Source organism: Actinomadura atramentaria DSM 43919 (genome assembly GCF_000381885.1).
Lineage (GTDB): Bacteria > Actinomycetota > Actinomycetes > Streptosporangiales > Streptosporangiaceae > Spirillospora > Spirillospora atramentaria.
The window spans coordinates 438174-462930 of record NZ_KB907211.1; the positions used below are offsets into that span (position 1 = coordinate 438174).

The window sequence follows — 24757 nt, forward strand, 5'->3', positions numbered from 1 at the left end:
ATAACGTACGGACCGGCATCGAGTGGTGGAGGGTGGCATGGGTTTCCCGCGTGAGGTGTACGTCGTGGACGCGGTGCGGACGCCGGTGGGGAAGTACGGCGGCGGGCTCGCGGGCGTGCGGCCGGACGATCTCGCCGCGCACGTCGTGCGGGAGCTGGTCGGGCGGTCGCCGGGCCTCGACCCCGCGCGGATCGACGACGTCGTGTTCGGCAACGCCAACGGCGCGGGGGAGGAGAACCGCAACGTCGGCCGGATGGCGGCGCTGCTCGCGGGGCTGCCCGCATCGGTGCCGGGGGCGACGGTGAACCGGCTGTGCTCGTCCGGGCTGGAGGCCGTCGTGCAGGCGGCGCGGGCCGTCGCGGTCGGGGAGGCGTCGGTCGTCGTGGCGGGCGGCGTGGAGTCGATGAGCCGCGCGCCGTGGGTCGTGCCCAAGCCGGAGCGGGCGTTTCCGGCGGGCGCGCCGGAGATGTTCTCCACGACGCTCGGCTGGCGGATGGTGAACCCGCGCATGGCCCCGGAATGGACGGTCGCGCTCGGCGAGGGCGCGGAGCTGGTCGCGGACAAGCACGAGATCTCGCGCGCCGAACAGGACGCGTTCGCGCTGGCCAGCCACCGCAAGGCCGCGCGCGCCTGGGCGGACGGGCTGTTCGACGTCGAGAGCGTCCCGGTGCCGGGCACGACGCTGGCGCGGGACGAGACCGTCCGGGAGAACACCTCCCTGGAAGCGCTCGCCAAGCTCAGGCCCGCGTTCCGCGAGGGCGGGACGGTCACCGCCGGGAACTCGTCCCCGCTCAACGACGGCGCGGCCGCGCTGCTGATCACCGACGAGGCCGGGCTGGCGGCGACCGGGCGGGAACCGCTGGCGCGCGTCCGGGCGTCGGCGGTGACGGGCATCGAGCCGCAGTACTTCGGGCTCGGGCCCGTCGCGGCCGTGCGGCGCGCGCTGGAGCGGGCGTCGCGCGGGTTCGGCGACCTGACGGTGCTGGAGCTGAACGAGGCGTTCGCCGCGCAGTCCCTCGGCTGCCTGGCCGAGTGGCCCGAGTTGGACCCCGCCCTGGTCAACCCGCGCGGCGGGGCCATCGCGATCGGGCATCCGCTCGGGGCGTCCGGGGCGCGGATCACCGGCGCGGTCGCGCACCAGCTCGCGGCCGCCGGGTCGGGGACGGGCGTCGCCGCGCTGTGCGTCGGGGTCGGGCAGGGCGTCGCGCTCGTCCTGGAGCGCTGACGGTCAGGACCCGGCGACGCGGGCCATGAGCCGCAGCGTCCCCGCCGACACCCCGGCGAGGGCGTGGTCGGCGTGCGCGTCGGGCGTCGCGGCGACGATCCCGCCGTCCTCGGCGGCCCGCACGACGGCGGCGGCGACCCGGCCCGGCGGGACGCCGCGCCCGGCGCGGACCGCGCCGACGTCCACGCCGCGCGCGGCCAGCTCGGCGCGCAGCGCCGCGCCCAGCCCGAGGAACACGGCGGGCGCGGTGTCCGCGCGGGCTTCCGCACGGGCCTCCGCACGGGCCTCCGCACGGGCGGCGGGGAACGTGTCGCGCGCGGTGCGGGTCGTCTCGCGCGCGGTGGACGCGGTGGAGCGCGCGGCGGCGCGGTCCGGGACGACGCACGCGTCCGGCCCGGTCACGACGGCGACGAACCGCCCGCCGCGGCCGAACAGCCGGCACGCGCGCGCGACGCCGCCCGCGTCCGCGCGCCGCCCGGCGACGAGCACGACGGCGTCCGGCGCGCCCACCAGCGCCGCGACCCCGGCGGCGAGCGCCGCCATCGACGCCGCGTTCAGCGGGTCCGCCGCGAACGGGTGCGCGTCCGGCCCCAGCGTCTCCGCGAGCGCGGCGGTGCGGACGGCGGCCGCCATGTCCGGGTCCGCGACGACGGTCCGGACGCCCCGCTCGGCGAACGCGAGCACCGCCGCGCGGCCGACGCCGCCGCCCGCCCCGAGCACCGCGACGGTCCTGGAGTCGAAGGTCGCCACGCCGCGCCCCTCCCGTTAATTGGACAACAAGTCCAATGTGGGGCCTGGTTGAACAAAAGTCAACGACTCGCCGATGAACACCCGCGTCCCGTCGACCGAACGACGTTCAGGATATTCGCTCACCCGCGAACCCGGCGACGACTTGTCCGTTAATGCGCCGAATGAACCCGAGTGTGACCGGGCCGCGTCCCATCGGAGACCCGTCGTACCGCCCGGGAGGACACCGTGGCCGAACCGCCCGACATCGACGTCGCCGAGATCCAGTCCCTCCGCCAGGAGATCACCGCCCGCATCGGCTTCATGAACGCGATCATCGGCCTGGAACTGGCGGCCGCGGGCACCGGTCTGACGCTGCTGCACCAGTCCGGCCACGTCCTCGGCGCGCTCGCGGCCGTGTCGAGCTTCCTGTGGCTGCTGTGGATGGACCAGTGCCTGTCGAGCTACAAGATCGCCGCGTACCTGGCCGTGGACCTCGCGCCGCGGCTGAGCGCGGCGGCGGGACGGCCCGTCCTCGGCTGGGAGACGTTCCTGCGGCGCGTCGAGTCGGGCCGCGCGGCGTCGGCGCGCGCCCTGTCCGGCGCGGGGGCGCCGCGCGCCGCCGGGCTGATCCGCGCCGTCCGGTCGGACTGGTACGTGCCGCTGCTGTTCGCCGCCGTCCCGCTGGGGCTGCTCGGCTTCTACACGGCGGCCATGCACGACCACCGCGTCGGCACGTCCGCCGGAACGGTGATCGCGGCGTTCGCCGGGGCGATGTGGCTCCTCGCCCTCATCCGCTTCGCGGACTTCGTCCGCAGCACCCACGTCCTGGACCGCGCGATCACCGCGTCCGGCGACGCGCTGCCTGAGAGTTAGGGGGCCTGGCATGACAGAGGAAGTGATGCGTTCCACGCAGTCCCCTGCGACTCGATCACCGGAACTGGGAACGCCTGTCGATCGAGCAGGAGAGCTTTGGGAACTCGCCGTTCGGGATCAGCTTTCGTGCGGTGACGCTCCCGGATTTCGCCTGGCGGAAATCCATGCGTGTGACAACAGATGATCGGACACCGGCGAGGCCAAACGGCTGACCGTGTCCTGAAGGGCAGACTCCTGTGACAGGTTCTTTCGCCTCCGGATACGACGGACTTTCGGAACCCGCCCGGGTGCTTCACCGGACGCTGGGCGTACTCTTCGTCGAAAGGTTCACTGTTCCGATGGCCGCCGCGCTCGTCGACGTCACCGGGCCTGACGCGCTGCTGCGCGACTTGTGTCGCGCCGGCTTAGTTGAATGTGACGCTGACGGCTATCGGGCGCGTGATGCCGTCCGCGAGCACGGCCGCTCGCTGATGAACCGCGCGGAGTTTGACGCCGCACTACGCCGTCTCATCGTCTGGTACCTGTACCGCGCGGCTGAGGCCGACTACACGCTCATGCCCGGTCGGTGGAGGGACGGCCCCGCCTACGAACGGCTCCGCGGTCATCCGCCGGAGCCGAACGCCGGTGCGGCAATACGCTGGTTGGAAGGCCATCGCGCCGAACTGCGCGCCGCGGTCGAGGCCGCCGCGGAGCGGCGCTGGGCGGATCTGGTCGTCCAGCACGCCGAGGCTCAGTGGGCACTGTGCTTCCAGCTCAAGCATTACGAGCATTGGCTCGCCATCCATCGCCATGCCATCGTCGCCGCGCCGGACGCGTCCGATCGCCGACTCGCGGCTCGCGCCCATTGCCAGTACGGGCTCGGTCTGCTCGAACTCGGGGACTTCGACGGGGTCACCGTCGAGTTCGCCGCCGACCGCACTGCCGGGGACGCCCGCGCTACGGCCACCGATGTCGAGTTCAAGGGTCTGGTCCTCCTTCGCCGTTCCGGTGCCGAGAACCTGCCGGACCTCACCGCCACCCGCCCCGATCTCGCCGTGAAGGCCCTCGGCCTGTTCACTGACAACCTGCGGCTCAACCTCGCGATGAGCGAGGACGCCAAGGATCCTCGCGCCGTCGCGCTCGCCTGGCGGCACCGGGGACGCGCCCTGTCGGCGACCAGCGCGCACGACGACGCCGTCCGGCACCTGTGCTACGCCCGCGACCGCTTTGCCGACCTCGGCGATCACTACAACGAGGGAAAGACCCTCACTGACTTCGGGCAGGCGCTGCTGCGGGCCGGACGTATCGCCGACGCCGCCGAGCCGCTGCGCGCCGCCCTCGGTCTTCTGCCCGCCGACCGGCATGCCGCTGAGCGCGCCACCGTCCTGGAAACGCTGAGCGCGCGCGCCGCACGGGCCGAGGACCGGTCCGCCACCGTGGTCGCGCTCATCGAGGCCCGTGAACTACTGCGGCCGCTCGGCGGGCCGCGTGCCGACGCCGTCGCGGCGCGGCTGGCGGAACTCAAAGTGCAGGAGTGAACGCCACCACGCGCCGCTCCGCGCCGATGCTCAGCGTGGCGTCGGCGGGGAGCTCGGCGAGGGTCCGGCCGTCCACGAGCCACGTGTAGACGGCTGACGCGGCCGCGCCGATCGTTCGCGCGTCGACGCGGCAGCGGACGGGTGGCGCGTCCCGGATGTGGATCGCGCAACCGTCGGCACCGTCCTGCAACGCGATGATGAAGCAACCGGGAAACGCCGCGAACACATCGGAGGGCCGGTCCGGTGCGTTCGGTCCGGCGTACAGGACGGCGGCGAGCTTCAGCATTCGCTCGTCGGTCTCCCGCAGGTCCACCGCCAGATGGCGGCCCGCCGTCGTATCCGGAGCGTCCGGCGCGACGGCGGCTGGGAGTCGGTCGAGCACGGCCGTTCGCTCCTGCCAGGCGACCGCCGTCAATGCCGCCGTCACCGGTGTCGCGACCTCGGACCGCGGAACCTCCGGCACGCGCCGTACCACGGGCGGTCGAGTGGGCTCCGGGAGGTTCATCAATCGGTACATCTCGGTGCGCAGCAGGGCGGCCGACCGGCCCGGGACCGCTGTCGTGCTCATCGTGACGGCTGAGTACCTGCCAAGGACGTGGGAATTGATGGCGTCCTCGATCTGGGGGCGCATCGGACGGCCGGTGTCCAGCGCGGGGGCGGCGCGGCCGAGCGCGGCAACCGGCGACGCCGGGTCCAGGTCGCTCTGCGGGAACGCGCCGAGCAGGACGGGCAGGTCGAGCGCCGCCGCGTAGAACGTCACCGAGCCGTGGTCCCCGACCACCACGTCCGAGGCCGCGAGCGCCGCCCGCCATCCGTCGCGGGGCGGAAGCAGCACGAGCCCGGCTCGGCGCGCGTCCGCCAGCCAGGCGCGTACCTGCCAGGGGCCGTGGCCGTGCCAGATGTTGGGGTGCAACGCCGCCGCAACGGTGTACTCGTCCATCGGCAGCTCCGCGAGCAGCCGCGCGATCAGATCCGGGTGTGACCCGAACAGCGACCGTTCATTCCATGTTGAGCTGACCAGTACGAGCCGGTGCGACGGCGGGATGCCGAGCGCCGCGCGGTACCGGGCGCGGTGCGGAAGGCTCGCGAGGATTCGGTCGAAACACGGGTCTCCCGCGACGACGGCGGCGTCCACCGCCTCGGGGCAGTCCCGTTCGAGCCGGATGAGCTGCTCGGGATGCGACAGGACGATCGAGGACGGGATAGGGCGGCCGTCGTTCAGCAGCCAATCCGAGGAAAGGCCGAAGACCGTACTCGTTTCCGTTGCGTCCTCTTTTTTGGAAAGCCTTTTATTGTATCCGATCCCGTGGGACACCGAAAGGATCGGCGCGTTGATCCGGTGCAGGTCGCCGCCGTAGCTCGCGGTGACCGCGAGGTCGAATTCCTCGGCGAGCGCCTGGTCCCACGGAATGGTCATCGCGCCGATGTCCGCGAGGAATCCCGCGACGTCGTGCGTGAAAGGCGACGACCCCGTCCAGGTGAACACGACCTGAATCCGCGGATCGGAGGAGAAGACGTCCACGACGTCCAGCAGGCGGGTCAGGGACGTCACGTTGTGGACGACGGCGAGGACCGTCCGGTCGGGGCGGCGGGTCCGCCAGCGGGCGGCGTGCGGGCCGATCGGCACGCGCAGCCAGTCCCGCTCCATGTTCCTCCCGTGCCGTAACAAACCAGGCAACCCTACCGCGAAGCGCGCCCGGCCGACCGGCCCGCGCGCACGGCCCCGGACCGCCGTGACCGGCCCCTGACCGGGGCGGATTCGTCCTAGTCATCCCGGAACGACCCCTTGACATCCCCTGTGGCGCGCATCACGATATGCAATTGCGTAGCGAAGTACGCATATACGTTCAGGAGGGACCATGCGTCCTCGTATCCGCCCGGCCGCCCGCTCGACCGTCCGCCCCGCCGTCGCCGTCGCGGCCTGCCTCGCCCTGGCGAGCGCCTGCGGGGGCGGGACGAGCGCCGGCCAGGGCAAGACCGGAACGGTCCAGTCGGTGCCGGCCGCCGCGTCGTCCGACCGCGACGCGACGTTCTCGTGGGGCTACACCATCGGCGCGACCAGCCTCGACCCGCACCGGGGCACGTCGGGCTTCGACCAGAACTGGCTGTACCCGGTGTACGACCGGCTCGTCTACTCCGCCGCCGACGGCACGCTCAAGCCGATGCTCGCGACGTCCTGGGAGACGACGGACGGCGGTCGCGCCCTGGTCATGAAGCTCCGCGAGAACGTGAAGTTCCAGGACGGGACGCCGCTGGACGCCGCCGCCGTCAAGAAGAGCCTCGACCGCGCCCGCGACGACGACAGCGTCGTCAAGGGCGAGCTGACGATGGTGAAGTCCGTGGAGGTCGTGGACGACCACACCGTGAAGCTCCACGTCACCGGCGGCATCGGCGCGCTCATCGGCTCGCTCACCGACCGCGCCGGGATGATCATCAGCCCGAAGGCGATCGACGGCGGCAGGCTCGCCACCGAGCCGGTCGGCGCGGGCCCGTACAAGGTCGTGGAGAACCGCGCCGGGGACCGCGTCGCCTACGAGCGCGTGGACGGCTACTGGGACGCCGACGCGCAGCGCGTGAAGCGCATGGTCTTCCGCGTCATGGGCGACGACCAGACCCGCCTGAACGCGCTGCGCACCGGCGAGCTGAACATGGCGCTGATCCGCCAGAACCAGGTCGGCTCCGCGCAGCAGATGGGCATGAGGGTCCTCGCCGGGGAGAGCCCGACGTTCTACACGTTCCAGGTGAACGCGGCGAGCAAGCCGTTCAACGACGAGAAGGTCCGCCTCGCGCTCAACCTCGCGATGGACCGCAAGGCCATCGGCGACGGCCTGCTCGAAGGGTTCTGCACCCCGCAGGTCCAGCCGTGGCCCGCGACGAGCTGGGCCTACGACAAGTCCGTCGGCGACGGCCTCGACAAGTGGCCGCACGACACCGCCAAGGCCAAGAGCCTCCTCGCGGAGGCCGGATACCCCAACGGCTTCTCCTTCAAGGCGCTCGCGGTGAACATCAGCGGCTACTCGGCCATCGCCGAAGCGCTCCAGCAGCAGTTCGCGCAGGTCGGCGTGAAGATGGACCTCCAGATCGTGGAGGCCGCGCAGGCCGCCAAGGCGTTCACCATCGACAAGACCGCCGACGCGGCCGTCCTCGGCTACTCCCCGACGCCCGACCCGCAGGGCGTCCTGGACCGGCTCCTGCTGCCGACCGCCGCGCAGAACCCCGGCAAGCTCGCGACCAAGACGCTGGTGGACCTGGCGGGGAAGGCCGCCGCGCCCGCCGACCCCGCGCAGCGCGCGCCGTTCTACCACCAGATCCTCGCGGACACGATCGCGCACCCGCCCGCGGCGACGCCGATCTGCATGCAGAAGCGCACCGAGGCGTTCGCGCCGACCGTCAGCGGCCTGGCCGTCTACGCGGGCGGCGCGCGCGACTTCCGCGGCGTCGCGGTCGCGAAGGGCGAGTAGCCCGTGCCCGCCCACCTGCTGCGCCGCCTCGCGGCCGCCGTGCCGCTGCTCGCGGTCATCGCGGTCGGCACGTTCTCGCTGACGTTCCTGATCCCCGGCGACACGGCCGCCACGGTCGCCGGGGAGGGCGCGACGCCCCAGCGGATCGAGGAGGTCCGCCACCGGCTCGGGCTGGACGCGTCCCCGCCCGTCCAGTTCGCGCGGTGGGCGGGCGACGCGCTGCACGGCGACTTCGGGACGTCCACCGCGCACGGCGTCGCCGTCACCCACCTCATCGGGGAGCGCCTCGGGACGACGCTGTCGCTCGTCGGGTTCGGGCTCGTCGTCGCCGTCGCGGTCGGCGTGCCCGCCGGGCTCGCGGCGGGCCTGCGCGCGGGCCGCCCGCTGGACCGGATCGTCACCGCGATCACCACGCTCGGCATCGCGGTCCCCGCGTTCTGGCTGGCGGCGCTGCTCATCGCGGCGTTCGCCGTCCGGACGCGGCTGTTCCCCGCGACCGGCTACGTCCCGCTCACCGACGACCCGGCGGGCTGGCTGCGCTCGATGGTGCTGCCCGGCCTGGCGATCGGCGCGGCGTCCGCCGCCGACGTCGCCCGGCAGACCCGCGCCGCCGTCGCCGACACCGCCGGGCTCGACCACGTCCGGACGAGCCGCGCCCTCGGCCTCACCCGCCGCTCGATCGCGTTCCGGCACGTCCTGCGCAACAGCGGCATCCCGATCGTCACGGTCGCGGGCGTCCAGGTGGAGCGGCTGCTCGGCGCGGCCGTCGTCGTCGAGCTGATGTTCGCGATGCCGGGCCTCGGCCAGCTCTCGCTGGACGCCGTCCGCGCCCACGACATCCCGACCATCCAGGGGATCGTGCTCGTCACGGCGGTCCTGATCATCGTGGCGAACCTGCTGGTGGACCTCACCTACGGCTGGTTCGACCCCCGGCTGCGGAGGAGCGCGGCATGACGGCCGTCCTGGAGAAGACCGCCCCGGAACGGTCCACGGCCGGGCCGGTACGGCGGTTCGCGACGCGGCTCGCGCGGCAGCCGCTCGCCGTCGCGTCGGCGGCCGTGCTCGTGCTGCTCGTGCTCGTCGCCGTCGCGGCGCCGCTGCTGGCCACGCACGACCCGGACGCGACGAACCTCGCCGCCCGCAACCTGCCCGCCGGGGGCGGCCACCTGTTCGGCACCGACGACCTCGGCCGCGACGTCTACAGCCGCCTGCTGTACGGGACGCGCGTCACGCTGCTCGCGCCCGTCATCGCGGTCGGCGTCGGCGCGGTCCTCGGCGTCCCCGCCGGGCTGCTGGCCGGATACCTCGGCGGCCCCGTCGACTGGCTGCTGTCCCGCGTCGCGGACGCGCTGTTCGCGCTGCCCGGCATCGTCCTGGCGATGGCGATCGTCGCGGTGCGCGGACCGTCCACCGCGAACGCGATGACGGCGGTCGGCGTGCTGTTCGCGCCCCGGCTGTTCCGGGTCGTGCGCGGCGCGACGCTGTCCGTGCGCCGCGCGGTGTTCGTGGACGCGGCGCGCACGATCGGGGCCGGGACGGGCCGCATCGTCGGCCACCACGTCCTGCCCAACGTCGCCGCGCCGATCATCGTGCAGTTCACCGTCCTGCTCGGCTTCGGCGTGCTGATGGAGGCGGGCCTGTCGTTCCTCGGCATCGGCGTCCAGCCGCCCGAGGCGAGCTGGGGCGTGCTGCTGCGGCGCGGCTTCGACAACCTCTACGCCGCGCCGTTCCAGTCGGTGCCGCCCGGCGTCGCGATCACCGTCCTGATCCTCGCGTTCCAGTTCCTCGGCGACGGGATGCGCGACTCGCTCGGAAAGGAGCTGCGCCGTGACGCCTGAACCCGTGACGCCCGAACCCGTGCTCGCCGTCGAGGGGCTGCGGGTGTCCGCCGCCACCGACCACGGCCGCGTCACCGTCGTGGACGACGTCTCGCTGGCCCTGCGGCCCGGCCGCATCCACGGCCTGGCGGGGGAGTCCGGCTCCGGCAAGACCGTGACGGGCCTGGCCGTCCTCGGCCTGCTCGCCCGGCCCGCGCTGCGCGTCGAGGCGGGGACGGCCCGGCTCGGCGGCGACGACCTGCTGGCGCTCGGCGAACGCGAGCTGCGCGCGATCCGGGGCCGCCGCGTGTCGATGGTGTTCCAGGAGCCGATGACCAGCCTCGACCCGGCGTTCACCGTCGGGCGGACGATCGGAGAGGTGCTGCGCACCCACCTGCGGCTGTCGCGGCGCGCCGCCCGCGCCCGCGCGGTCGAACTGCTCGACCGCGTCGGCATCCCCGAGCCGGACCGCCGCGTGGACGCCTACCCGTTCGAGCTGAGCGGCGGGATGCTCCAGCGCGTCCTCATCGCGACGGCCATCGCCTGTGAACCGGCCGTCCTGCTCGCCGACGAGCCGACGACCGCGCTGGACGTCACGGTGCAGGCGGGCATCCTCGCGCTGCTGCGGTCCCTCGCGGACGACGGCATGGCCGTCCTGCTCGTCACCCACGACCTCGGGCTGCTCGCCGAGCACTGCGACGACCTCACCGTCATGTACGCGGGGCAGGTCGTGGAGAGCGGCCCGGTCGCGGACGTGCTGACCGCGCCCGCCCACCCGTACACGGCGGGGCTGCTCGCGGCCGTGCCGAGCGCGACCGTCCGCGCGGACCGGCTCGCCGCGATCCCCGGCGCCGTCCCCGCCCCGCACCTGATGCCGACCGGCTGCCGGTTCGCCGACCGCTGCCCGCACCGCCGCGCGGAGTGCGCCGAGCCGGTCCCGCTGACGGGCGGCGCGGGCCGCGCCCGGCGCTGCGTCCGGGCGGACGACCTCGTCCTGGAAGGGGTCTGACATGGCCGAACCCGACGAGGTGCTGCGCGTCGCGGGCCTGCGCAAGCGGTTCGTGACCCGCCGCGACCTGCTCGGCCGCCCGTCCCGGCACATCGACGCGGTGGACGGCGTGGACCTCGACGTCCGCGCGGGCGAGACCGTCGCGCTCGTCGGCGAGTCCGGCTCCGGCAAGTCCACCACCGCGCGGCTCGTCGCGCGGCTGCTGGACCCCGACGCCGGGACCGTCACCGTCTGCGGGACGGACTGGACCGCGCTGCGCGGCCGGGCCCTGCGCGCCCGCCGCCGCGACCTGCAGATGGTGTTCCAGGACCCGTACGCCTCCCTCGACCCGACGAAGATGGTCGTCCACCTCGTGGGCGAGCCGCTGGCCGTCCACGCGGGGCTGCGCGGCCGGGAGCTGGACGCCCGCGTCGCGGACCTGCTGGAGCGGGTCGGCCTCCCGGCCCGGCACCTGCACCGCTACCCGCACGAGTTCTCCGGCGGGCAGCGGCAGCGGATCGCGATCGCCCGCGCGCTGGCCGCCGAGCCGCGCGTCGTCGTCGCGGACGAGGCCGTGTCGGCGCTGGACGTCTCCACCCGCGCGCAGGTGCTCAACCTGCTCCAGGACCTGCGCCGCGACCGGGGCCTGGCGTTCCTGTTCATCACGCACGACCTCGGCGTCGTCCGCCAGATCGCGGACCGCGTCGTCGTCATGCACCGGGGCCGCGTCGTGGAGTCCGGTCCCGCCGACCGGGTCCTCGGCGCGCCCGCCGACCCCTACACCCGCGCGCTGCTCGCGGCGGTCCCCGACATCACCCGCGCGCGCGGCCGCGCCGCGGGCCGCTCCCCTTCGGAGGAACTTCCCTCGTGAACGCATTCGACGGCGTCCGCGTCCTGGAACTCGGCCAGGTCTACAACGGCCCCTACTGCGGGCTGCTCCTGGCCCAGCTCGGCGCGGACGTCATCAAGATCGAGCCGCCGGGCGGCGAGACGCTGCGGTTCCGCTCCGTCGAAGGGGCCGAGACGCACGAGTTCGTCATGCTGAACTCCAACAAGCGCAGCGTCGCGCTGGACCTGAAGACGGCCGCCGGACGCGACGTCCTGCTCGACCTGGTCGACACCGCCGACGTCCTCATCGAGAACTTCGCGCCCGGCACGATGGGCCGCCTCGGGCTGTCCGCCGCGACGCTCCTGGAACGCAACCCGCGCCTGGTCTACGCGACCGGGAAGGGCTACGGGCTGACCGGCCCGTACGCGGGGATGAGCGCGATGGACATCACCGTCCAGGCGATGTCCGGCGCGATCGCCTGCACCGGCGACCCGGACGGCCCGCCCACCAAGGCCGGACCGGCGTTCATCGACTTCTCCGGCGGCGTCCACCTGTTCGCCGGGATCGCCAGCGCCCTGTTCCAGCGCGAGCGCACCGGACGCGGCCAGGTCGTGGAGGTGTCGATGCACGACACCGTGTACCCGATGCTGGCGTCCGCGCTCGGCGGGCTCTACAACGACCCGTCCCGGCCGCTGCCCGAACGCACCGGGAACCGGCATTCCGGGCTCGCCGTCGCGCCGTACAACGTGTACCGGGCGGCGGACGGGTGGCTCGCGGTCATCTCGATCTCCGACCGGCACTTCGCGGGCGTCGCACGGGCCATCGGACGCCCCGAAATGCCCGACGACCCCCGGTTCGCCGACCGGTTCGCGCGCGTCCGCAACATCGACGCGCTGGACGCCGAGATCGAGCGGTGGACGTCCGCCCGCGACCGCGCCGCCGCCGTCGCCGCGCTCGCCGAGCAGGGCGTGCCGTGCGCGCCCGTCCGGACCGTCCGCGAGGTCAGCGAGGACCCGCACCTGCGCGAACGCGGCATGATCCGCGACGTCCAGCACCCGCGCCGCGGCTCCGTGCCCGTCCCCGGCTGCCCGATCCGCCTCGACGACTCCCCGCTCGCCGACGTCGCGCCCGCGCCCGACCTGGGCGACGCCACCGACGACGTCCTCGCCGCGCTCTGCGGCTACGACCCCGACCGGATCAGCGAACTGCACCGCGCGGGCGCGGTGCGCTGAACAGGAGGAACCCCGATGAGCCACCCGCTGCCCCCGGCCGTCGCGGACACGCCGCTCGGCCGCTACTACGCCGCGACCAAGCCCCGCGAGGGCGAGCGCGAGACCCGCGACCTCGGCGTCCTCGACGCGCTGACGATCCGCCGGTACGCGCTGACGGTCGGCGCGCGCGACCCCATCCACCACGACGCCGGCGCCGCCCGCGCCGCCGGGTACGCCGACGTCGTCGCGCCCCCCAACCTGCTCGCCGCGATCTTCGAGTGGGGCGCGGGCACCCCCGAGGACGAGCTGGCCCCCGACGGCACCCCGCGCGCCGCCGCCGACGACCCCGGCGCGGGCCTGCGCGGCATGGGCGCGGGGGAGGAGATGGAGCTGCTCGCGCCCGTCGTCGCGGGAACCCGCGTCCTGTGCGACGAGATCCTCGACGCCGTCGTCTACAAGGACACCCGCGGCGGGCCGTGCGTGTTCGTCACCGCCCTGCACGTCTTCCGCACGCCGGACGGGACCGTCCTCAACCGCAACCGCCGCACCGTCGTGCGCCGCAACCCCCACGAGGAGCCGTGATGACCGCCGCCCTTCCCGCGCCGGGAGCCGAGCTGCCGCCGCTGCGGCACGCCGCGACGCGGCTGCAGCTCTTCCGCTACAGCGCCGTCACCTGGAACCCGCACCGCATCCACTTCGAGGAGGAGTACGCGCGCTCGGAGGGGCACGCGGGGACGCTCGTCCACTCGCACCTGCGGGCCGCGCTCGCGCTGCGCTGCGTCGCCGAGGGGCTGCCCGGCTGGACGATCGCGGAGGTGAAGTACCGGGTGCGGCGGCCCGTCGTGCCCGGCACCGAGCTGGTCTACGGCGCGCGGGTCCGCGAGGCCGCCGGGGACGCCGCCGTCCTGGAGCTGACCGAGACCCATCCGGGCGGGGAGGTCGGGCTGGCGGGCACCGTCACCGTCCGCCGCGCCGGGCGGGAGGCCGACCGGTGATCGACTTCGTGCCGACCGACGAGCAGACGATGCTCGTGGACGCCGTCCGCCGGTTCGTGCGGGACGAGATCGTCCCCCTCGAACAGGACCTCGACCCCGACGCCGGGAGCCTCCCGCCCGCCGACCACGCCCGGCTGGCCGCGAAGGTCGAGCAGCTCGGGCTGACCGCGTGGGACGCGCCCGCCGAGGTCGGCGGCCCCGGCCTCGACACCGTCACCCGCACGCTGCTGGCGATCGAGATGGCCCAGCACCGGGGCGGGCTCTACACCCCCTGCTACGGCGTCTTCGGCGGGGCGGGCCTCGCCCAGCTCTACGAGGCGGGCGAGGACCTGCGCGAGCGGTACCTGTACCCGACGCTGCGCGGGGAGCGGCACGGGTTCTTCGCGCTGACCGAGCCGTCCGGCGGGTCCGACCCGGCGCGCGCCGTCCGCACCAAGGCCGTCCGCGACGGCGACGAGTGGGTCATCAACGGGTCGAAGACGTTCATCTCGGGCGTCGTCGGCGCGGACTACGGCATCGTCGTCTGCCGCACCGGCTCCGGCCGCGCCGGGCTGACGAGCTTCGTCGTGGACGCGGACACCCCCGGCTTCACCGTCCACCGCGTCATCCCGACGCTGCGCCGCGTCGCCGTGCCGACCGAGCTGTCGTTCACCGACGTCCGCGTCCCCGACGCCAACCGGCTCGGGGAGGTCGGGCAGGGCTTCAGGCTCGCCGCGACGCGGCTGGAGCGGCAGCGCATCGTGTACGCGGCGGGCTGCGTCGGCGTCGCCGTCGCGGCGCAGCGCATGGCCGTCGAGTACGCCAAGATCCGCGAGACGTTCGGGCGGACGCTGGCCGAGCACCAGGGCGTCCAGTGGATGCTCGTGGACAGCGAGCTGGACCTCCGCTCGGCGCGGCTGCTGCTCCTGGAGGCCGCTGCGGCGGCCGACCGGGGCGAGCGCGCCCGCGCCGGGATCGCGCTGGCGAAGATGGCCGCGACCGAGGCCGCGTCCCGCGTCGTGGACCGTGCCATCCAGATCCACGGCGCGCTCGGCGTCGCCGCCGACCTGCCGCTGGAACGCTGGTACCGGGAGATGCGCATCCGCCGCATCGGCGAAGGACCGACCGAGACGCAGCGGATGGTCGTCGCCCGCGAACTGCTCGGCGACGCGGCCCGCGCCGGGAAGGCGTCGTGAACGCGCGGGGCACGCGCCCGGTGCGCGTCGCGAACTGCTCCGGCTTCTACGGCGACCGGGCGAGCGCGCTCGCGGAGGTCGTCCGGGGCGGGCCGGTGGACGTCGTCACCGGCGACTACCTCGCCGAGGTCACGATGCTCGTCCTGGCCAAGGCGCGGCTGAAGGACCCGGACGCCGGATACGCGCGGACGTTCCTCGCCCAGCTCGACCCCGTGCTGGAGGAGATCGCCGAACGCGGCATCAAGGTCGTCGTCAACGCGGGCGGCCTCAACCCCGCCGGGCTCGCCGCCGCGACGCGGGAGCTGCTGGCGCGGCGCGGCGTGGACCTGGCCGTCGCTTACGTGGACGGCGACGACGTCACCGGCCGCACCGACCTGGTCCACCTGCGGACGGGCGCGCCGCTGGCCGCCTGGGGGCACGAGCCGCTGACGGCCAACGCCTACCTCGGCGGGTTCGGCGTCGCGCGGGCGCTGGCCGGGGGCGCGGACGTCGTCGTCACCGGCCGGGTCGCGGACGCCTCCGTCGTCAGCGGGGCCGCCGCGTGGTGGTGGGACTGGACGCCCGCCGACCTGGACGCCCTCGCCGGGGCCGTCGCCGCCGGGCACGTCATCGAGTGCGGCACCCAGGCGACCGGCGGCAACTTCTCCGGGTTCCGGGACGTGCCCGGCCTGGAGCGGCCCGGCTTCCCCCTCGCGGAGATCGACGCGGACGGCGCCGCGGTGATCACCAAGCACCCGGGCACGGGCGGCGCGGTCACCCGCGACACCGTCACCGCGCAGCTCCTCTACGAGATCGGCGACCCGGCGTACCTCAACCCGGACGTCGTCGCGCACCTGGACGCGCTCGCGCTGGACGACCTCGGCGGCGACCGCGTCCGGATCAGCGGCACGCGCGGATCGGCCCCGCCCGCCACGACGAAGGTCGCCGTCACCGCGCTCGGCGGCTGGCGCAACTCCGGCACGTTCCTGTTGACGGGCCTGGACGCGGACGCCAAGGCCGACCTGGTCGAGCGGACCGTCCGGGCGCGCCTCGCGGACGTCCCCGGCATCACGGACCTGACGTTCACCGGCCTCGGCGTCCCCGCCGCCGACCCCGCGACGCAGGGCGACGGCACGCGGCTGCTGCACGTCGCCGCGCAGGGCACGGAGAAGGCGGCGGGCCGGGCGTTCAGCGGGATGCTCGTGGAGATGGCGCTGGCGACCTATCCCGGCTGCCACTCGATGGCCCCGCCCGGACGCGGCGGCAGCTACGGGCTGTACTGGCCGGGACTGGTCGGCCAGGCGTCGCTGCGGCACCGGGTCGTCCACGCGGACGGGCGGGAGGAGACCGTCCCCGCGCCGGTCCCCGGCCCCGTCCCGGCGACGGCCGCCGCCGAGCCGCCGCCGGTGCCCGCCGGGCCGACCGTCCGCGTCCCGCTCGGCCGGATCGCGCACGCCCGCTCCGGCGACAAGGGCGGCGACGCCAACGTCGGCGTCTGGACGTCGGCGGCGGCCTACGACTGGCTGCGCGCCGCCCTCACCGTCGCGGAGCTCCGCCGCCTCCTGCCCGAGGCCGCGGAACTCGACATCGAGCGGCACGAACTGCCGCGACTGAACGCGGTGAACTTCCTGATCCGCGGACTTCTCGACGAGGGGGCGACCTCCACCAGCCGTTTCGACAAACAGGCCAAAGCCCTCGGCGAATGGCTGCGCGCCCGCGTCCTCGACGTTCCCGAACGGCTCCTTCCCGGAGCCGACCGGGATATCGGGGACCGGCCGCTACGATGACCCGTACTCCGGAGCACTCTTTCCCATGAAGGCCCGATGCCCGCCAAGAGCCACCGCACGATCGACCGGGTGACCCGGATCCTGGAGATCGTTTCCGCCCGGCCGCAGGGAATGACCCTGACCGAACTGTCCCGCGAGATGGACGCCCCGAAAAGCTCCATCCAGGGATTCGTCTACGGGCTCGTCCACACCGGATTCCTGGAGGAGCACGAACGGCGCTACTTCCTCGGCCCGGCGCCCTATGTGCTGACGCTGCGCGCCAACCGGCTCCCGGCGCGCACCGTCGCCCACTCCGACCTCGTCGGCCTGCACGAGCGGACCGGATGCAGCGTCCTGCTCGGCGTGAAGGTCGGGCAGAACGTCGTGTACGTCGACGAGGTCGGGGACACCAGCGGGCTGCAGTTCGTCGCCTACACGCGGCGGCACCGGCCCGTCCTGCGGACCGCCGCCGGGAAGGCGCTGCTGGCGTTCCTGGACGACCGCGAGCTGCACGAACTCCTGGCCGTCCACCCCGACCAGGACGGCATCGGGCCGTTCCTGGCCGAGGTGGACGAGATCCGCCGCACCGGGTTCGTCATCAACGAGCAGAGCCCGGTCGAGGGCGTCACGGCGGTGGCGGCGCCGGTCCGCGACCGGGCGGGCCACGTCGTCGCGGCGGTGACGCTCGCCGGGCCGGTCGAGGAGAACGCGCACCGGCGCGCGGAGCTGGGCGCGGTGCTGCGCGAGGCGACGGCGCGCTGGGCGGGCCGCCCCGCCGACGCCTGACGGACCGTGGCCCGGGCGGCGTTGACGGCGGGGGGCCCGCGGCTTATGGTTCGGGCGAAAGGGAACGACCGGGGGAAGCCGGTGTGAATCCGGCGCGGTCGCGCCACTGTGACCCGGCCCGCGGGCCGGGGAGCCAGACCCCCCGATCTTCCGTCACCGCCGTACGACATGGGACGCACGATCCCCAGGAGGCGAAAGATGACCACGCCCAGCCTGCCCGCCGAGCGGACCACCCCGGTCGTCCTCGGCGGCGCCCGCGCCGCCCTCTGGCTGTTCGGCACCGTCCTGTTCAGCGTCGCGCTGTACTACTTCATCGGCGTCGACCAGGGCGCGACGTCCGTCTTCGGCGACAACATGTACGTCCACGAGTTCGTCCACGACGCGCGGCACTTCCTCGGCTTCCCCTGCCACTGATCCGCCGCGTCTTCGACGTTTCTCAAGGAGTACGCCGTGGAACGGCAATTCATCGCGCGCGGCATGCTCGCCGGCGCGCTCGGCGGCCTGCTCGCCTTCCTGTTCGCCCGAATTTTCGCGGAACCGCAGATCCAGCGGGCGATCGACTACGAAAGCGGCCGCGACGCCGCGCAGAGCCTGCTCGACAAGGCCGCGGGACTGCCCGTCGAGGCCGAGGGCTCGGACCCGTTCAGCCGCGCGGTGCAGGGCAACCTCGGCATCGGCGTCGGGATGATCCTGTTCGGGGTGGCGATGGGCGGGCTGTTCGCCGTCGCGTACACGCTCGCGTGCGGTCGCGTCGGGAACGTCCGGCCGCGTCCGCTGGCGCTGCTCGTCGCGCTCGGCGGGTTCCTCGCGCTGTACCTGGTGCCCTTCCTGAAGTACCCGGCGAATCCGCCCGCGATCGGGCACGAGGACACGATCCGGGAGCGCAGCGGGCTGTACCTGCTCATGGTCGGGGTGTCGGTGGTCGTGCTGGTCGGCGGCGTGTGGCTGGGGCAGCGGCTCCGGGCGCGGTTCACCGCCTGGAACGCGGCACTGCTCGCGGCGCTGGCGTGCGCGGTGGTGCTCGGCGCCGTCATGCTGCTGCTGCCGTCGCTGGGCGAGCTGAAGGCGAACGTCGACCAGTACGGGCACCACGCGACGGAGACGCCGCTGCCGCTGAAGGACCCGCAGGGCCGGATCGTCTTCCCGGGCTTCCCGGCGGACGTGCTCGCGTCGTTCCGCCTCTACTCGGTCGCCGCGCAGGCGCTCCTGTGGGCGACGATCGGCGTCGCGTTCGCGCCCCTGGCCGAACGCGTCCTGCGCAGGGCCCCCGCCGGGGCCGCCGCGTGACGCGCGGGGGACGGCCCCGGGCCGTCCCCCGGCGGCTCATCTCTTCAGCGCCACGCCGCCCGCGCACGACACCTCGGGCGCGTCGCCCCACCGGTTCGGCTCCACGCGCCAGCGCGACACCGACACCACGCCGGGGTCGAGCAGTTCGAGGCCGTCGAAGTAGCGGCCGATCCGCTCCCGCGTCCGCGGCGTGTACGGCACCCCGCCGGACTTGGCGTTGTAGCCGGTGATCGCCCGGACGTACGCGGGATCGTCGGTGGACCCGTCGCACAGCGCGAGGTAGCTCCCGGACGGCAGCGCCGCGACGAGCTCCCGCACGATGGCCAGCGCGCGCTCGTCGTCGGCGACCAGCCCGAGGACGCCCATCAGCATCAGCGCGACCGGCCGGTCGAAGTCCAGCGTCCGCGCGGCCGCGTCCAGGATCGGGCCCGGCTCCCGGACGTCGGCCTCCAGGTAGTCGGTGACGCCCTCCGGCGTGCTGCGCAGCAGCGCGTGCGCGTGGACGAGCACCAGCGGGTCGTTGTCGACGTACACGATCCGCGACTCCGGTGCGATCCGCTGCGCGACCTCGTGGGTGTTGTCGGCGGTCGGCAGCCCCGTCCCGATGTCGAGGAACTGCCGGATGCCCGCCTCGCCCGCGAGGAACCGCACGGCCCGCACGAGCATCTGCCGCGAGTGCCGGGTGATGTCGACCATGCCCGGGAAGACCTCCAGGACCGTGTCGCCCGCCGCCCGGTCGACGGGGTAGTTGTCCTTCCCGCCGAGCAGGTAGTTCCAGATCCGCGCCGAGTGCGGGATCGAGGTGTTGATCTCGGGCGAGGCGTCCAACCGGGACGCACCCGAGATACTGGGATGATTTCCGGATGGCACGTCTGCTCGTGGTTGAGGACGATGAGACCATCGGCGGTCTCCTGGACGCCCGGTTGCGCGCGCAGGGGCACGAGGTCGCGTGGGTCCGGACGGGACGGGCGGCGCTGCGGGCCGCCGCGTCGGACGTCGACCTCGTGCTGCTGGACCTCGGCCTGCCTGATCTGGACGGCGTCGAGGTGTGCAGGCAGATCCGCGGCGCGCAGCCGGGCTGCGTGCTGGTGATCCTGACGGCGCGGCAGGACGACATGGACGTCGTCGTCGGCCTGGAGGCGGGCGCGGACGACTACCTGACCAAGCCGTTCGGCCTGGCGGTGCTGCTCGCGCGGGTGCGGGCGCACCTGCGCCGGGGCGCGCCGGCCGCGCCGCGCCCGCGGTTCGAGGTCGGCGACCTCGTCCTGGACACCGCCGCCCGGACCTGCGACGTCGCGGACCGCGACCTCGGCCTGCGCCCGAAGGAGTTCGACCTGCTGGCCCGGCTGGTCGCCGAACCGGACACGGCGGTGAGCCGGGAGCGCCTGATGGACGACGTGTGGGACGCCAACTGGTCGGGCTCCACCAAGACGCTGGACGTCCACGTCGCGGCGGTGCGCGGGCGGCTCGCGGAGGCGGCGCGCGCGGAGGGCGTCCGCGTCCCGCGGATCGTGACGCTGCGCGGCCACGGCTACCGCCTCGAAAGCCCCTGACGCCCGAGTTCCCGACACCGGCCCCTACGACAAGGACCCCCCGATGCGCAAGCGGATCGCTGTCCTGTGCGTGCTCGCCGCGACGCTGGCGATCAGCCTGTTCGGCGTCCCGCTGGCGGCGGGCGTCGCCCGCTACTACCTGGTGGGGGAGCGCGGCGAGCTGGAGCGCGTCGCGGCCGAGACGACCGTCGCGGTCTCGTCCGACCTCGGGCGCGGCTGGGTGCGCGGCGCGGGCTTCGAGCGGCTGCCCGAGCCGGAGGGCGGCGCGTCCGTCGCCCTGTACGCCGGGACGGGCGCGCGCATCAGCGGGACGGGACCGGACTCCGCCGACGCCGCCGTGCTCGCCGCGATGCGGACCCGGACGACGCACACCGCGACGGGCGACCCGCTGGTCGTGGCGGTCCCGGTGGTCCGCAAGGGCCGCGTCCTCGGCGTCGTCCGCGCGGCCCGCCCGTCCGGCGCGGTCTACCTGCGGATCGCCGGGACGTGGCTGGCGATGCTCGGCATCGCGGTCCTCGCGGTCGGCCTGACCTGGCTGGCCGCGCGCCGCCAGGCCCGGCGGCTGGCGCTGCCGATCGAGCGGCTGGCCACGACCGCCGAGCTGCTGGGCGAGGGCGACTTCACCGTCCGGACGCGGCCGAGCGGCATCCCCGAGATCGACTCGGCGGCGGGCTGCCTGGACGCGACCGCGCGGCGGATCGGCGCGCTGCTGGCCCGCGAGCGCGCGTTCTCCGCCGAGGCGTCGCACCAGCTCCGCACGCCGCTGACGGGCCTGCGCCTCGGCTTGGAGGCGGCGCTGCAGGACCCGCCGGACGAGCGGGAGGAGGCGATCCGCGCGGCCATCGCGTCGGCCGACCGGCTGGAGCGCACGATCGCCGACCTGCTCGCGCTGGCCCGCGACACGCCGCGCGTCCGCGACCGCCTCGACGCCGGGACGCTGCTGGCCGAGACCGCCGAGGCGTGGTGCGACCCGCTCGCGGAGCGGGACCGGACGCTGCGCACGGAGACGGTCGGCACGCCCCCGGTCGGCGCGGGGTCGGCGGCGGCGGTCCGGCAAATCCTCGCGGTCCTTGTGGACAACGCCTCGCAGCACGGCTCGGGCGCGGTGACGCTGCGGGCGCGCGACGCCAGCGGCGTCCTCGCGATCGACGTCGTGGACGAGGGCGACACCGGCACCCTGGACACCGTCGAGCTGTTCCGGCGCGAGCGCACCCCGGACGGCCACGGCATCGGCCTGCCGATGGCGCGCGGCCTGGCCGAGGCCGAGGGCGGGCGGCTGACCCGCACCGGGCACGCGCCGACGACGTTCACCCTGCTCCTGCCCGCCGCCGATGAACCGGAATGATCGCTGCAATCGGTTATATATCGGCTCGTGATCGGCGGCGAAGTGCGCCGGTTGTCCGAGATTAGAGGTCGGTAAGAACGGCTTACCGAGCCCGAATGCGCGGCTCGGTATCTTCTGCTCGTCCGGCGCGCCGAACAACGGGGAACGCGCGCCCGATGACGCCTCATGCCGACTCCGCCCAACCCCCACCAGGCCCGCGGGCACCCGCCCCGCGGCCCCTCCGCCCGAGCGCGCACCAGCGCGGAGACCGCCCGGCGTCCTTCCCCTCTCATGTGTTCGCGGAGGAGCGTCGTGGCGGTCGAGTCCGGCAGCGGGGAACCCGTGCCCAGGAAAAAGGCGAGTCGGAAAAGGAGACTGCGGCGGCGGGCGCGGAACACCGCCGCCCGGATCGCGCTCGCGGTGCTGGGCGCGCTCGTCCCGGCCGTCCTCGCGCCGACGCGCTTCCTGGACGGGCTGCGCGCGCGCCGCGCCGACCCGCCCTCGGCCCGCCGGGTCGTCGTCCTCGTCCAGCACGCGCAGGGCACCGGCGGGACGGTCCGGACGGTCCTCACCTACGCCGCCTACCTCGCCCGCCACCACGACGTGGAGGTCGTCGGCCTGGTCCGCGAGAGCGCCCGCCCGTTCTTCCCGTTCCCGCCGGGCGTGCGGGTGACGTGGCTGGACGACCGGGTCGAGCCGCCGCGCGGCGCGCGCGGGCTCGTCCGGGCGGTGCTGGCCCGGGTGCCGAGCGCCCTGGTCCCGGTCGGCGAGCCGTCGCGGGGGCGCTGCTCGCTGTGGACCGACGCGCTGCTCGTCCGCCGCCTGCGGTCGCTGCGCGGCTGCGTGGTGATCGGCACCCGGCCCAGCCTCAACCTGGCCGCCGCGCGGTTCGCGGGCGCGGACGTGATCACGGTCGGCCAGGAGCACATGAACCTCGCGGCGCACCGGCCGGGCGTCCGCGCCGAGATCCTGCGCCGCTACCCCCGGCTCGACGCGCTGGTCACGCTGACCCGCGCCGATCTGGAGAGCTTCCGCCGCGAGGTGCCCGGCCTGGCCCGGCCGCACCGCATCCCGAACGCCGTGCCCGCCCTCGGCGGCGGGCGGGCCGACCCGGCGGCCCGCGTGGTGCTGGCCGCCGGGCGGCTCGTCCCGCAGAAGGGCTTCGACCTGCTGCTCGCCGCGTGGGAGCGGGTCGAGGCCGCGCATCCGGACTGGGAGCTGCGGATCTTCGGGGCCGGACGGCTCCAGCGCAGCCTCACCAAGAAGGTCGCGGCGCACGGACTGACCCGCGCCCGCCTCATGGGCCGCACCGACGCCATCGGCGAGGAGATGGGGAAGGCGTCGGTGTACGCGCTCAGCTCCCGGTTCGAGGGGCTGCCGATGGTGCTCATCGAGGCGATGAGCAAGGGCATGGCCGTCGTCGCGTTCGACTGCCCGACCGGCCCGGCCGAGGTCGTCGCCGACGGGGCGGACGGGCTGCTCGTCCCGGCCGAGGACGTCGCCGCGCTCGCCCGCGCCCTGGACCGCGCGATGACCGACGAGGACCTGCGCAGGCGACTCGGGGAGCGGGCTGTGGAAACCGCCCGCCGCTACGACCTGGACGCGGTCGGCGCGCGGTGGGACGAGCTGCTGGACGAACTCGTCCGCGCCCGCCGCACGGGCGGTCGCACGGGCAGTCGCACGGGCGGTCGCCCGGGCGGTCATTCAGGGGAGTAGACCGCCCACCGGCGGCCCAGCCCCGGCAGCCGGTGCCGCTTCCACGTCGGCGCGAACGCGGGAGGCCGCGTGCTGCGCGACAGCACGCCCGTCCGCATCCGGCCCGCCGCCGCGACCAGCTCCGCCGTCGTCATCGACGCGTTGTTCCCGCCCGTCTGCCCGGTGCGGCACCCCGCGTAGAACGCGACCGGGACGGCGGCGGGCCCCGCGAGCAGGCACGGCGCGCGGAACCCGAGGCCGCGCAGCTCGGCCGCCGTCCGCGCGTACCGCATCCGCCCGGTCGTGTACCGCTCGCCCATCTTGACGAGCACGAGCTGCTGCGACACCAGGTGCGCCGCGAGCACCGCGCCGACCGCGACGAGCACCGGCGCGCGCCACCGCCCCGCCCGCGCGGGCAGCGCGACGAAGAACTCCGCGACGGGCACCGCCAGCAGCGCGTACGCGGGCAGCAGGAAGCGCGGCGCGGCGTAGTCGACCAGCAGCAGGTACGACGCGGCGACGACGATCCCGCACGCGGCGGCGACCGCCGTGTTCCGCCGCGCCCGCAGCGCGAGCGCGACGCCGCCGACGACCAGCGCCGGGACCGCGAACCACCACACCGTCAGCCCGTGGTCGCGCCACCCCGCGACGCACGGGCGGCAGAGCTGCGGCCCGTTCAGCGCGTGCAGCTCGTACAGCAGCCCGCGCGGATGCCAGCCGAGCCCGCCCTCGGTCTCGCTCGCCCGGTGCAGCCGCTCCAGCGGCCCGCCGAACCGGGTGAACGCCTCGGCGATCCACTGGACGAGCCCGAGCGCGAGGCCCCCGGCGAGCACGGCGAGCGGCGCGAGGCGGCGCAGCGGCCGGACGGCGAGCGCGGCGGCGGCCAGCGGCAGCGCCGTCCAGAACGCGTCGTGCGGCCGCATCAGCGTCATCGCCGCCGCCCACGCGCCGACGCCGACGAGCGGACCCCAGTGCCGGGAGTCCGCGCAGCGCAGGAACCAGCCGACCGTCGCGACGGCCGCGACCGCCACCCAGAAGTTCGGCATCGCCGACGAGCCGTAGAACCCCGTCACCCACAGCCCCGCGAAGACCAGCGCGGCGAGCGGCGCGACGGCGGCCCGCGAGCCCAGCCGCAGCCACGGCCAGAAGGCCGCCCCGATCGCGACGCCCGACAGCACGGCCAGGTAGGCGCGCAGCGCGGTCACCGAACCCGTCAGCCAGGTGACCGGCGCGACCAGGTAGGTGATGCCGCGCGCGCGGGGCGCGCTGAAGTACCCGGCGGGAATCCGGGGGCTGACCTGGCTGATGTAGAGGGCCTCGTCCCAGGCGACGCCGCCGCGCCACACCAGCACGGCGAACTGGACGGCGACGTACGCCGCCGCGACCCCGAGCAGCCAGCCCGCCGCGCGCCGCCGCGCCCGCCCCGCCCCCGCGCCCGGCCCGCGCGGCGCGCGGAACCGCTCCGCGCCCGCCGGAACCCCGCCCGCGCGCACCTGGTCCGCTGAGTGCATGCTTCCCCACAACCCCCGAGACAGATCGGCTGCGGC

23 protein-coding genes and 1 riboswitch are annotated in these 24757 nt (G+C 74.7%); of the genes, 19 read left to right on the forward strand and 4 right to left on the reverse strand.

The window, feature by feature from the left end; translation table 11 throughout:
* Positions 1-37 precede the first annotated feature (37 nt).
* The gene (locus G339_RS0112585; RefSeq protein ID WP_019631438.1) at positions 38-1225 is read left to right on the forward strand and encodes a thiolase family protein; all 1188 of its coding nucleotides are present in this window, start codon (positions 38-40) and stop codon (positions 1223-1225) included.
* A gap of 3 nt (positions 1226-1228) precedes the next feature.
* On the opposite strand, the gene G339_RS39815 is transcribed toward G339_RS0112585, so the two are convergent.
* A complete protein-coding gene (locus tag G339_RS39815) occupies positions 1229-1975 on the reverse strand; it encodes an SDR family NAD(P)-dependent oxidoreductase (protein ID WP_019631439.1) in 747 nt (248 codons plus the stop codon).
* Positions 1976-2200: 225 nt separating this feature from the next.
* Here G339_RS39815 and G339_RS0112595 point away from each other — a divergent pair, with 225 nt between their 5' ends.
* Both G339_RS0112595 and G339_RS0112600 read left to right on the forward strand, forming a co-directional pair.
* Positions 2201-2827 (forward strand): hypothetical protein, encoded by a 627-nt coding sequence (locus G339_RS0112595; RefSeq protein ID WP_019631440.1) that lies wholly within the window; start codon positions 2201-2203, stop codon positions 2825-2827.
* Between the two features lie 338 nt (positions 2828-3165).
* Complete coding sequence (locus G339_RS0112600; RefSeq protein WP_157407538.1) at positions 3166-4344, forward strand: hypothetical protein; 1179 nt, start codon at positions 3166-3168, stop codon at positions 4342-4344.
* Here G339_RS0112600 and G339_RS0112605 read toward each other — a convergent pair.
* Positions 4328-5992 carry a hypothetical protein gene (locus tag G339_RS0112605; protein ID WP_019631442.1) on the reverse strand — a complete coding sequence of 555 codons (1665 nt, stop codon included), beginning with the start codon at positions 5990-5992 and terminating at the stop codon, positions 4328-4330. The genes G339_RS0112600 and G339_RS0112605 overlap by 17 nt on opposite strands.
* Positions 5993-6203: 211 nt before the next feature.
* Here G339_RS0112605 and G339_RS0112610 point away from each other — a divergent pair, with 211 nt between their 5' ends.
* From G339_RS0112610 to G339_RS0112670, 13 genes are all read left to right on the forward strand, one after another.
* Entirely contained in the window at positions 6204-7805 is a 1602-nt protein-coding gene (locus tag G339_RS0112610) for an ABC transporter substrate-binding protein (protein WP_019631443.1), read from the forward strand.
* Positions 7806-7808: 3 nt separating this feature from the next.
* A complete protein-coding gene (locus tag G339_RS0112615; RefSeq protein ID WP_019631444.1) occupies positions 7809-8759 on the forward strand; it encodes an ABC transporter permease in 951 nt (316 codons plus the stop codon).
* Complete coding sequence (locus tag G339_RS0112620) at positions 8756-9643, forward strand: ABC transporter permease (RefSeq protein ID WP_019631445.1); 888 nt, start codon at positions 8756-8758, stop codon at positions 9641-9643. The genes G339_RS0112615 and G339_RS0112620 overlap by 4 nt, the downstream gene beginning before the upstream one ends.
* Positions 9633-10631: an ABC transporter ATP-binding protein gene (locus G339_RS0112625; protein WP_205625532.1), complete on the forward strand. Its 999-nt coding sequence runs from the start codon at positions 9633-9635 to the stop codon at positions 10629-10631. Before G339_RS0112620 ends, G339_RS0112625 begins: the two co-directional genes overlap by 11 nt.
* A 1-nt stretch (position 10632) precedes the next feature.
* Positions 10633-11481 (forward strand): ATP-binding cassette domain-containing protein, encoded by an 849-nt coding sequence (locus tag G339_RS33460; RefSeq protein WP_019631447.1) that lies wholly within the window; start codon positions 10633-10635, stop codon positions 11479-11481.
* Positions 11478-12671, forward strand: coding sequence for a CaiB/BaiF CoA transferase family protein (locus G339_RS33465; RefSeq protein WP_019631448.1), 1194 nt, complete (start codon positions 11478-11480; stop codon positions 12669-12671). Before G339_RS33460 ends, G339_RS33465 begins: the two co-directional genes overlap by 4 nt.
* 15 nt (positions 12672-12686) lie before the next feature.
* On the forward strand, positions 12687-13232 hold the full coding sequence (locus tag G339_RS0112640) for an FAS1-like dehydratase domain-containing protein (protein WP_019631449.1): 546 nt from the start codon (positions 12687-12689) through the stop codon (positions 13230-13232).
* A complete protein-coding gene (locus G339_RS0112645) occupies positions 13232-13645 on the forward strand; it encodes a MaoC family dehydratase (protein ID WP_019631450.1) in 414 nt (137 codons plus the stop codon). The genes G339_RS0112640 and G339_RS0112645 overlap by 1 nt, the downstream gene beginning before the upstream one ends.
* Positions 13642-14820, forward strand: coding sequence for an acyl-CoA dehydrogenase family protein (locus tag G339_RS0112650; RefSeq protein WP_019631451.1), 1179 nt, complete (start codon positions 13642-13644; stop codon positions 14818-14820). Before G339_RS0112645 ends, G339_RS0112650 begins: the two co-directional genes overlap by 4 nt.
* A complete protein-coding gene (locus G339_RS0112655; protein ID WP_019631452.1) occupies positions 14817-16586 on the forward strand; it encodes an acyclic terpene utilization AtuA family protein in 1770 nt (589 codons plus the stop codon). The genes G339_RS0112650 and G339_RS0112655 overlap by 4 nt, the downstream gene beginning before the upstream one ends.
* Positions 16587-16622: 36 nt before the next feature.
* The gene (locus G339_RS0112660) at positions 16623-17351 is read left to right on the forward strand and encodes an IclR family transcriptional regulator (protein ID WP_019631453.1); all 729 of its coding nucleotides are present in this window, start codon (positions 16623-16625) and stop codon (positions 17349-17351) included.
* Positions 17352-17393: 42 nt separating this feature from the next.
* Positions 17394-17512, forward strand: a riboswitch (cobalamin riboswitch).
* Positions 17513-17549: 37 nt separating this feature from the next.
* Positions 17550-17765, forward strand: coding sequence for a CbtB domain-containing protein (locus G339_RS0112665; RefSeq protein WP_019631454.1), 216 nt, complete (start codon positions 17550-17552; stop codon positions 17763-17765).
* Positions 17766-17801: 36 nt separating this feature from the next.
* Positions 17802-18638, forward strand: a complete 837-nt coding sequence (locus tag G339_RS0112670; RefSeq protein WP_019631455.1) for a CbtA family protein — start codon at positions 17802-17804, stop codon at positions 18636-18638.
* 36 nt (positions 18639-18674) lie between these two features.
* On the opposite strand, the gene G339_RS0112675 is transcribed toward G339_RS0112670, so the two are convergent.
* Positions 18675-19466 carry an SAM-dependent methyltransferase gene (locus tag G339_RS0112675; protein WP_019631456.1) on the reverse strand — a complete coding sequence of 264 codons (792 nt, stop codon included), beginning with the start codon at positions 19464-19466 and terminating at the stop codon, positions 18675-18677.
* Positions 19467-19501: 35 nt separating this feature from the next.
* Here G339_RS0112675 and G339_RS0112680 point away from each other — a divergent pair, with 35 nt between their 5' ends.
* The 3 genes from G339_RS0112680 to G339_RS33470 all read left to right on the forward strand — a co-directional run bounded on the left by G339_RS0112680 (position 19502) and on the right by G339_RS33470 (position 23231).
* The gene (locus tag G339_RS0112680; protein WP_019631457.1) at positions 19502-20191 is read left to right on the forward strand and encodes a response regulator transcription factor; all 690 of its coding nucleotides are present in this window, start codon (positions 19502-19504) and stop codon (positions 20189-20191) included.
* A 43-nt stretch (positions 20192-20234) separates the two neighbouring features.
* The gene (locus tag G339_RS0112685; RefSeq protein ID WP_019631458.1) at positions 20235-21536 is read left to right on the forward strand and encodes a sensor histidine kinase; all 1302 of its coding nucleotides are present in this window, start codon (positions 20235-20237) and stop codon (positions 21534-21536) included.
* A gap of 291 nt (positions 21537-21827) precedes the next feature.
* Positions 21828-23231 carry a glycosyltransferase family 4 protein gene (locus G339_RS33470; RefSeq protein ID WP_019631459.1) on the forward strand — a complete coding sequence of 468 codons (1404 nt, stop codon included), beginning with the start codon at positions 21828-21830 and terminating at the stop codon, positions 23229-23231.
* Here the strand turns inward: G339_RS33470 and G339_RS33475 are convergent.
* Positions 23216-24721, reverse strand: coding sequence for a hypothetical protein (locus G339_RS33475; RefSeq protein ID WP_019631460.1), 1506 nt, complete (start codon positions 24719-24721; stop codon positions 23216-23218). The two genes, G339_RS33470 and G339_RS33475, sit on opposite strands and share 16 nt — an antisense overlap.
* Positions 24722-24757: the final 36 nt, after the last annotated feature.

Coding starts and splice junctions, on each gene's coding strand:
- G339_RS0112660 (WP_019631453.1), top strand. CDS start 16,623: ATGCCCGCCAAGAGCCACCGCACGATCGACCGGGTGACCCGGATCCTG.
- G339_RS0112665 (WP_019631454.1), top strand. CDS start 17,550: ATGACCACGCCCAGCCTGCCCGCCGAGCGGACCACCCCGGTCGTCCTC.
- G339_RS33475 (WP_019631460.1), bottom strand. CDS start 24,721: ATGCACTCAGCGGACCAGGTGCGCGCGGGCGGGGTTCCGGCGGGCGCG.
- G339_RS0112620 (WP_019631445.1), top strand. CDS start 8,756: ATGACGGCCGTCCTGGAGAAGACCGCCCCGGAACGGTCCACGGCCGGG.
- G339_RS0112680 (WP_019631457.1), top strand. CDS start 19,502: ATGGCACGTCTGCTCGTGGTTGAGGACGATGAGACCATCGGCGGTCTC.
- G339_RS0112610 (WP_019631443.1), top strand. CDS start 6,204: ATGCGTCCTCGTATCCGCCCGGCCGCCCGCTCGACCGTCCGCCCCGCC.
- G339_RS0112605 (WP_019631442.1), bottom strand. CDS start 5,992: ATGGAGCGGGACTGGCTGCGCGTGCCGATCGGCCCGCACGCCGCCCGC.
- G339_RS33460 (WP_019631447.1), top strand. CDS start 10,633: ATGGCCGAACCCGACGAGGTGCTGCGCGTCGCGGGCCTGCGCAAGCGG.
- G339_RS0112685 (WP_019631458.1), top strand. CDS start 20,235: ATGCGCAAGCGGATCGCTGTCCTGTGCGTGCTCGCCGCGACGCTGGCG.
- G339_RS0112645 (WP_019631450.1), top strand. CDS start 13,232: ATGACCGCCGCCCTTCCCGCGCCGGGAGCCGAGCTGCCGCCGCTGCGG.
- G339_RS0112585 (WP_019631438.1), top strand. CDS start 38: ATGGGTTTCCCGCGTGAGGTGTACGTCGTGGACGCGGTGCGGACGCCG.
- G339_RS0112600 (WP_157407538.1), top strand. CDS start 3,166: ATGGCCGCCGCGCTCGTCGACGTCACCGGGCCTGACGCGCTGCTGCGC.
- G339_RS0112640 (WP_019631449.1), top strand. CDS start 12,687: ATGAGCCACCCGCTGCCCCCGGCCGTCGCGGACACGCCGCTCGGCCGC.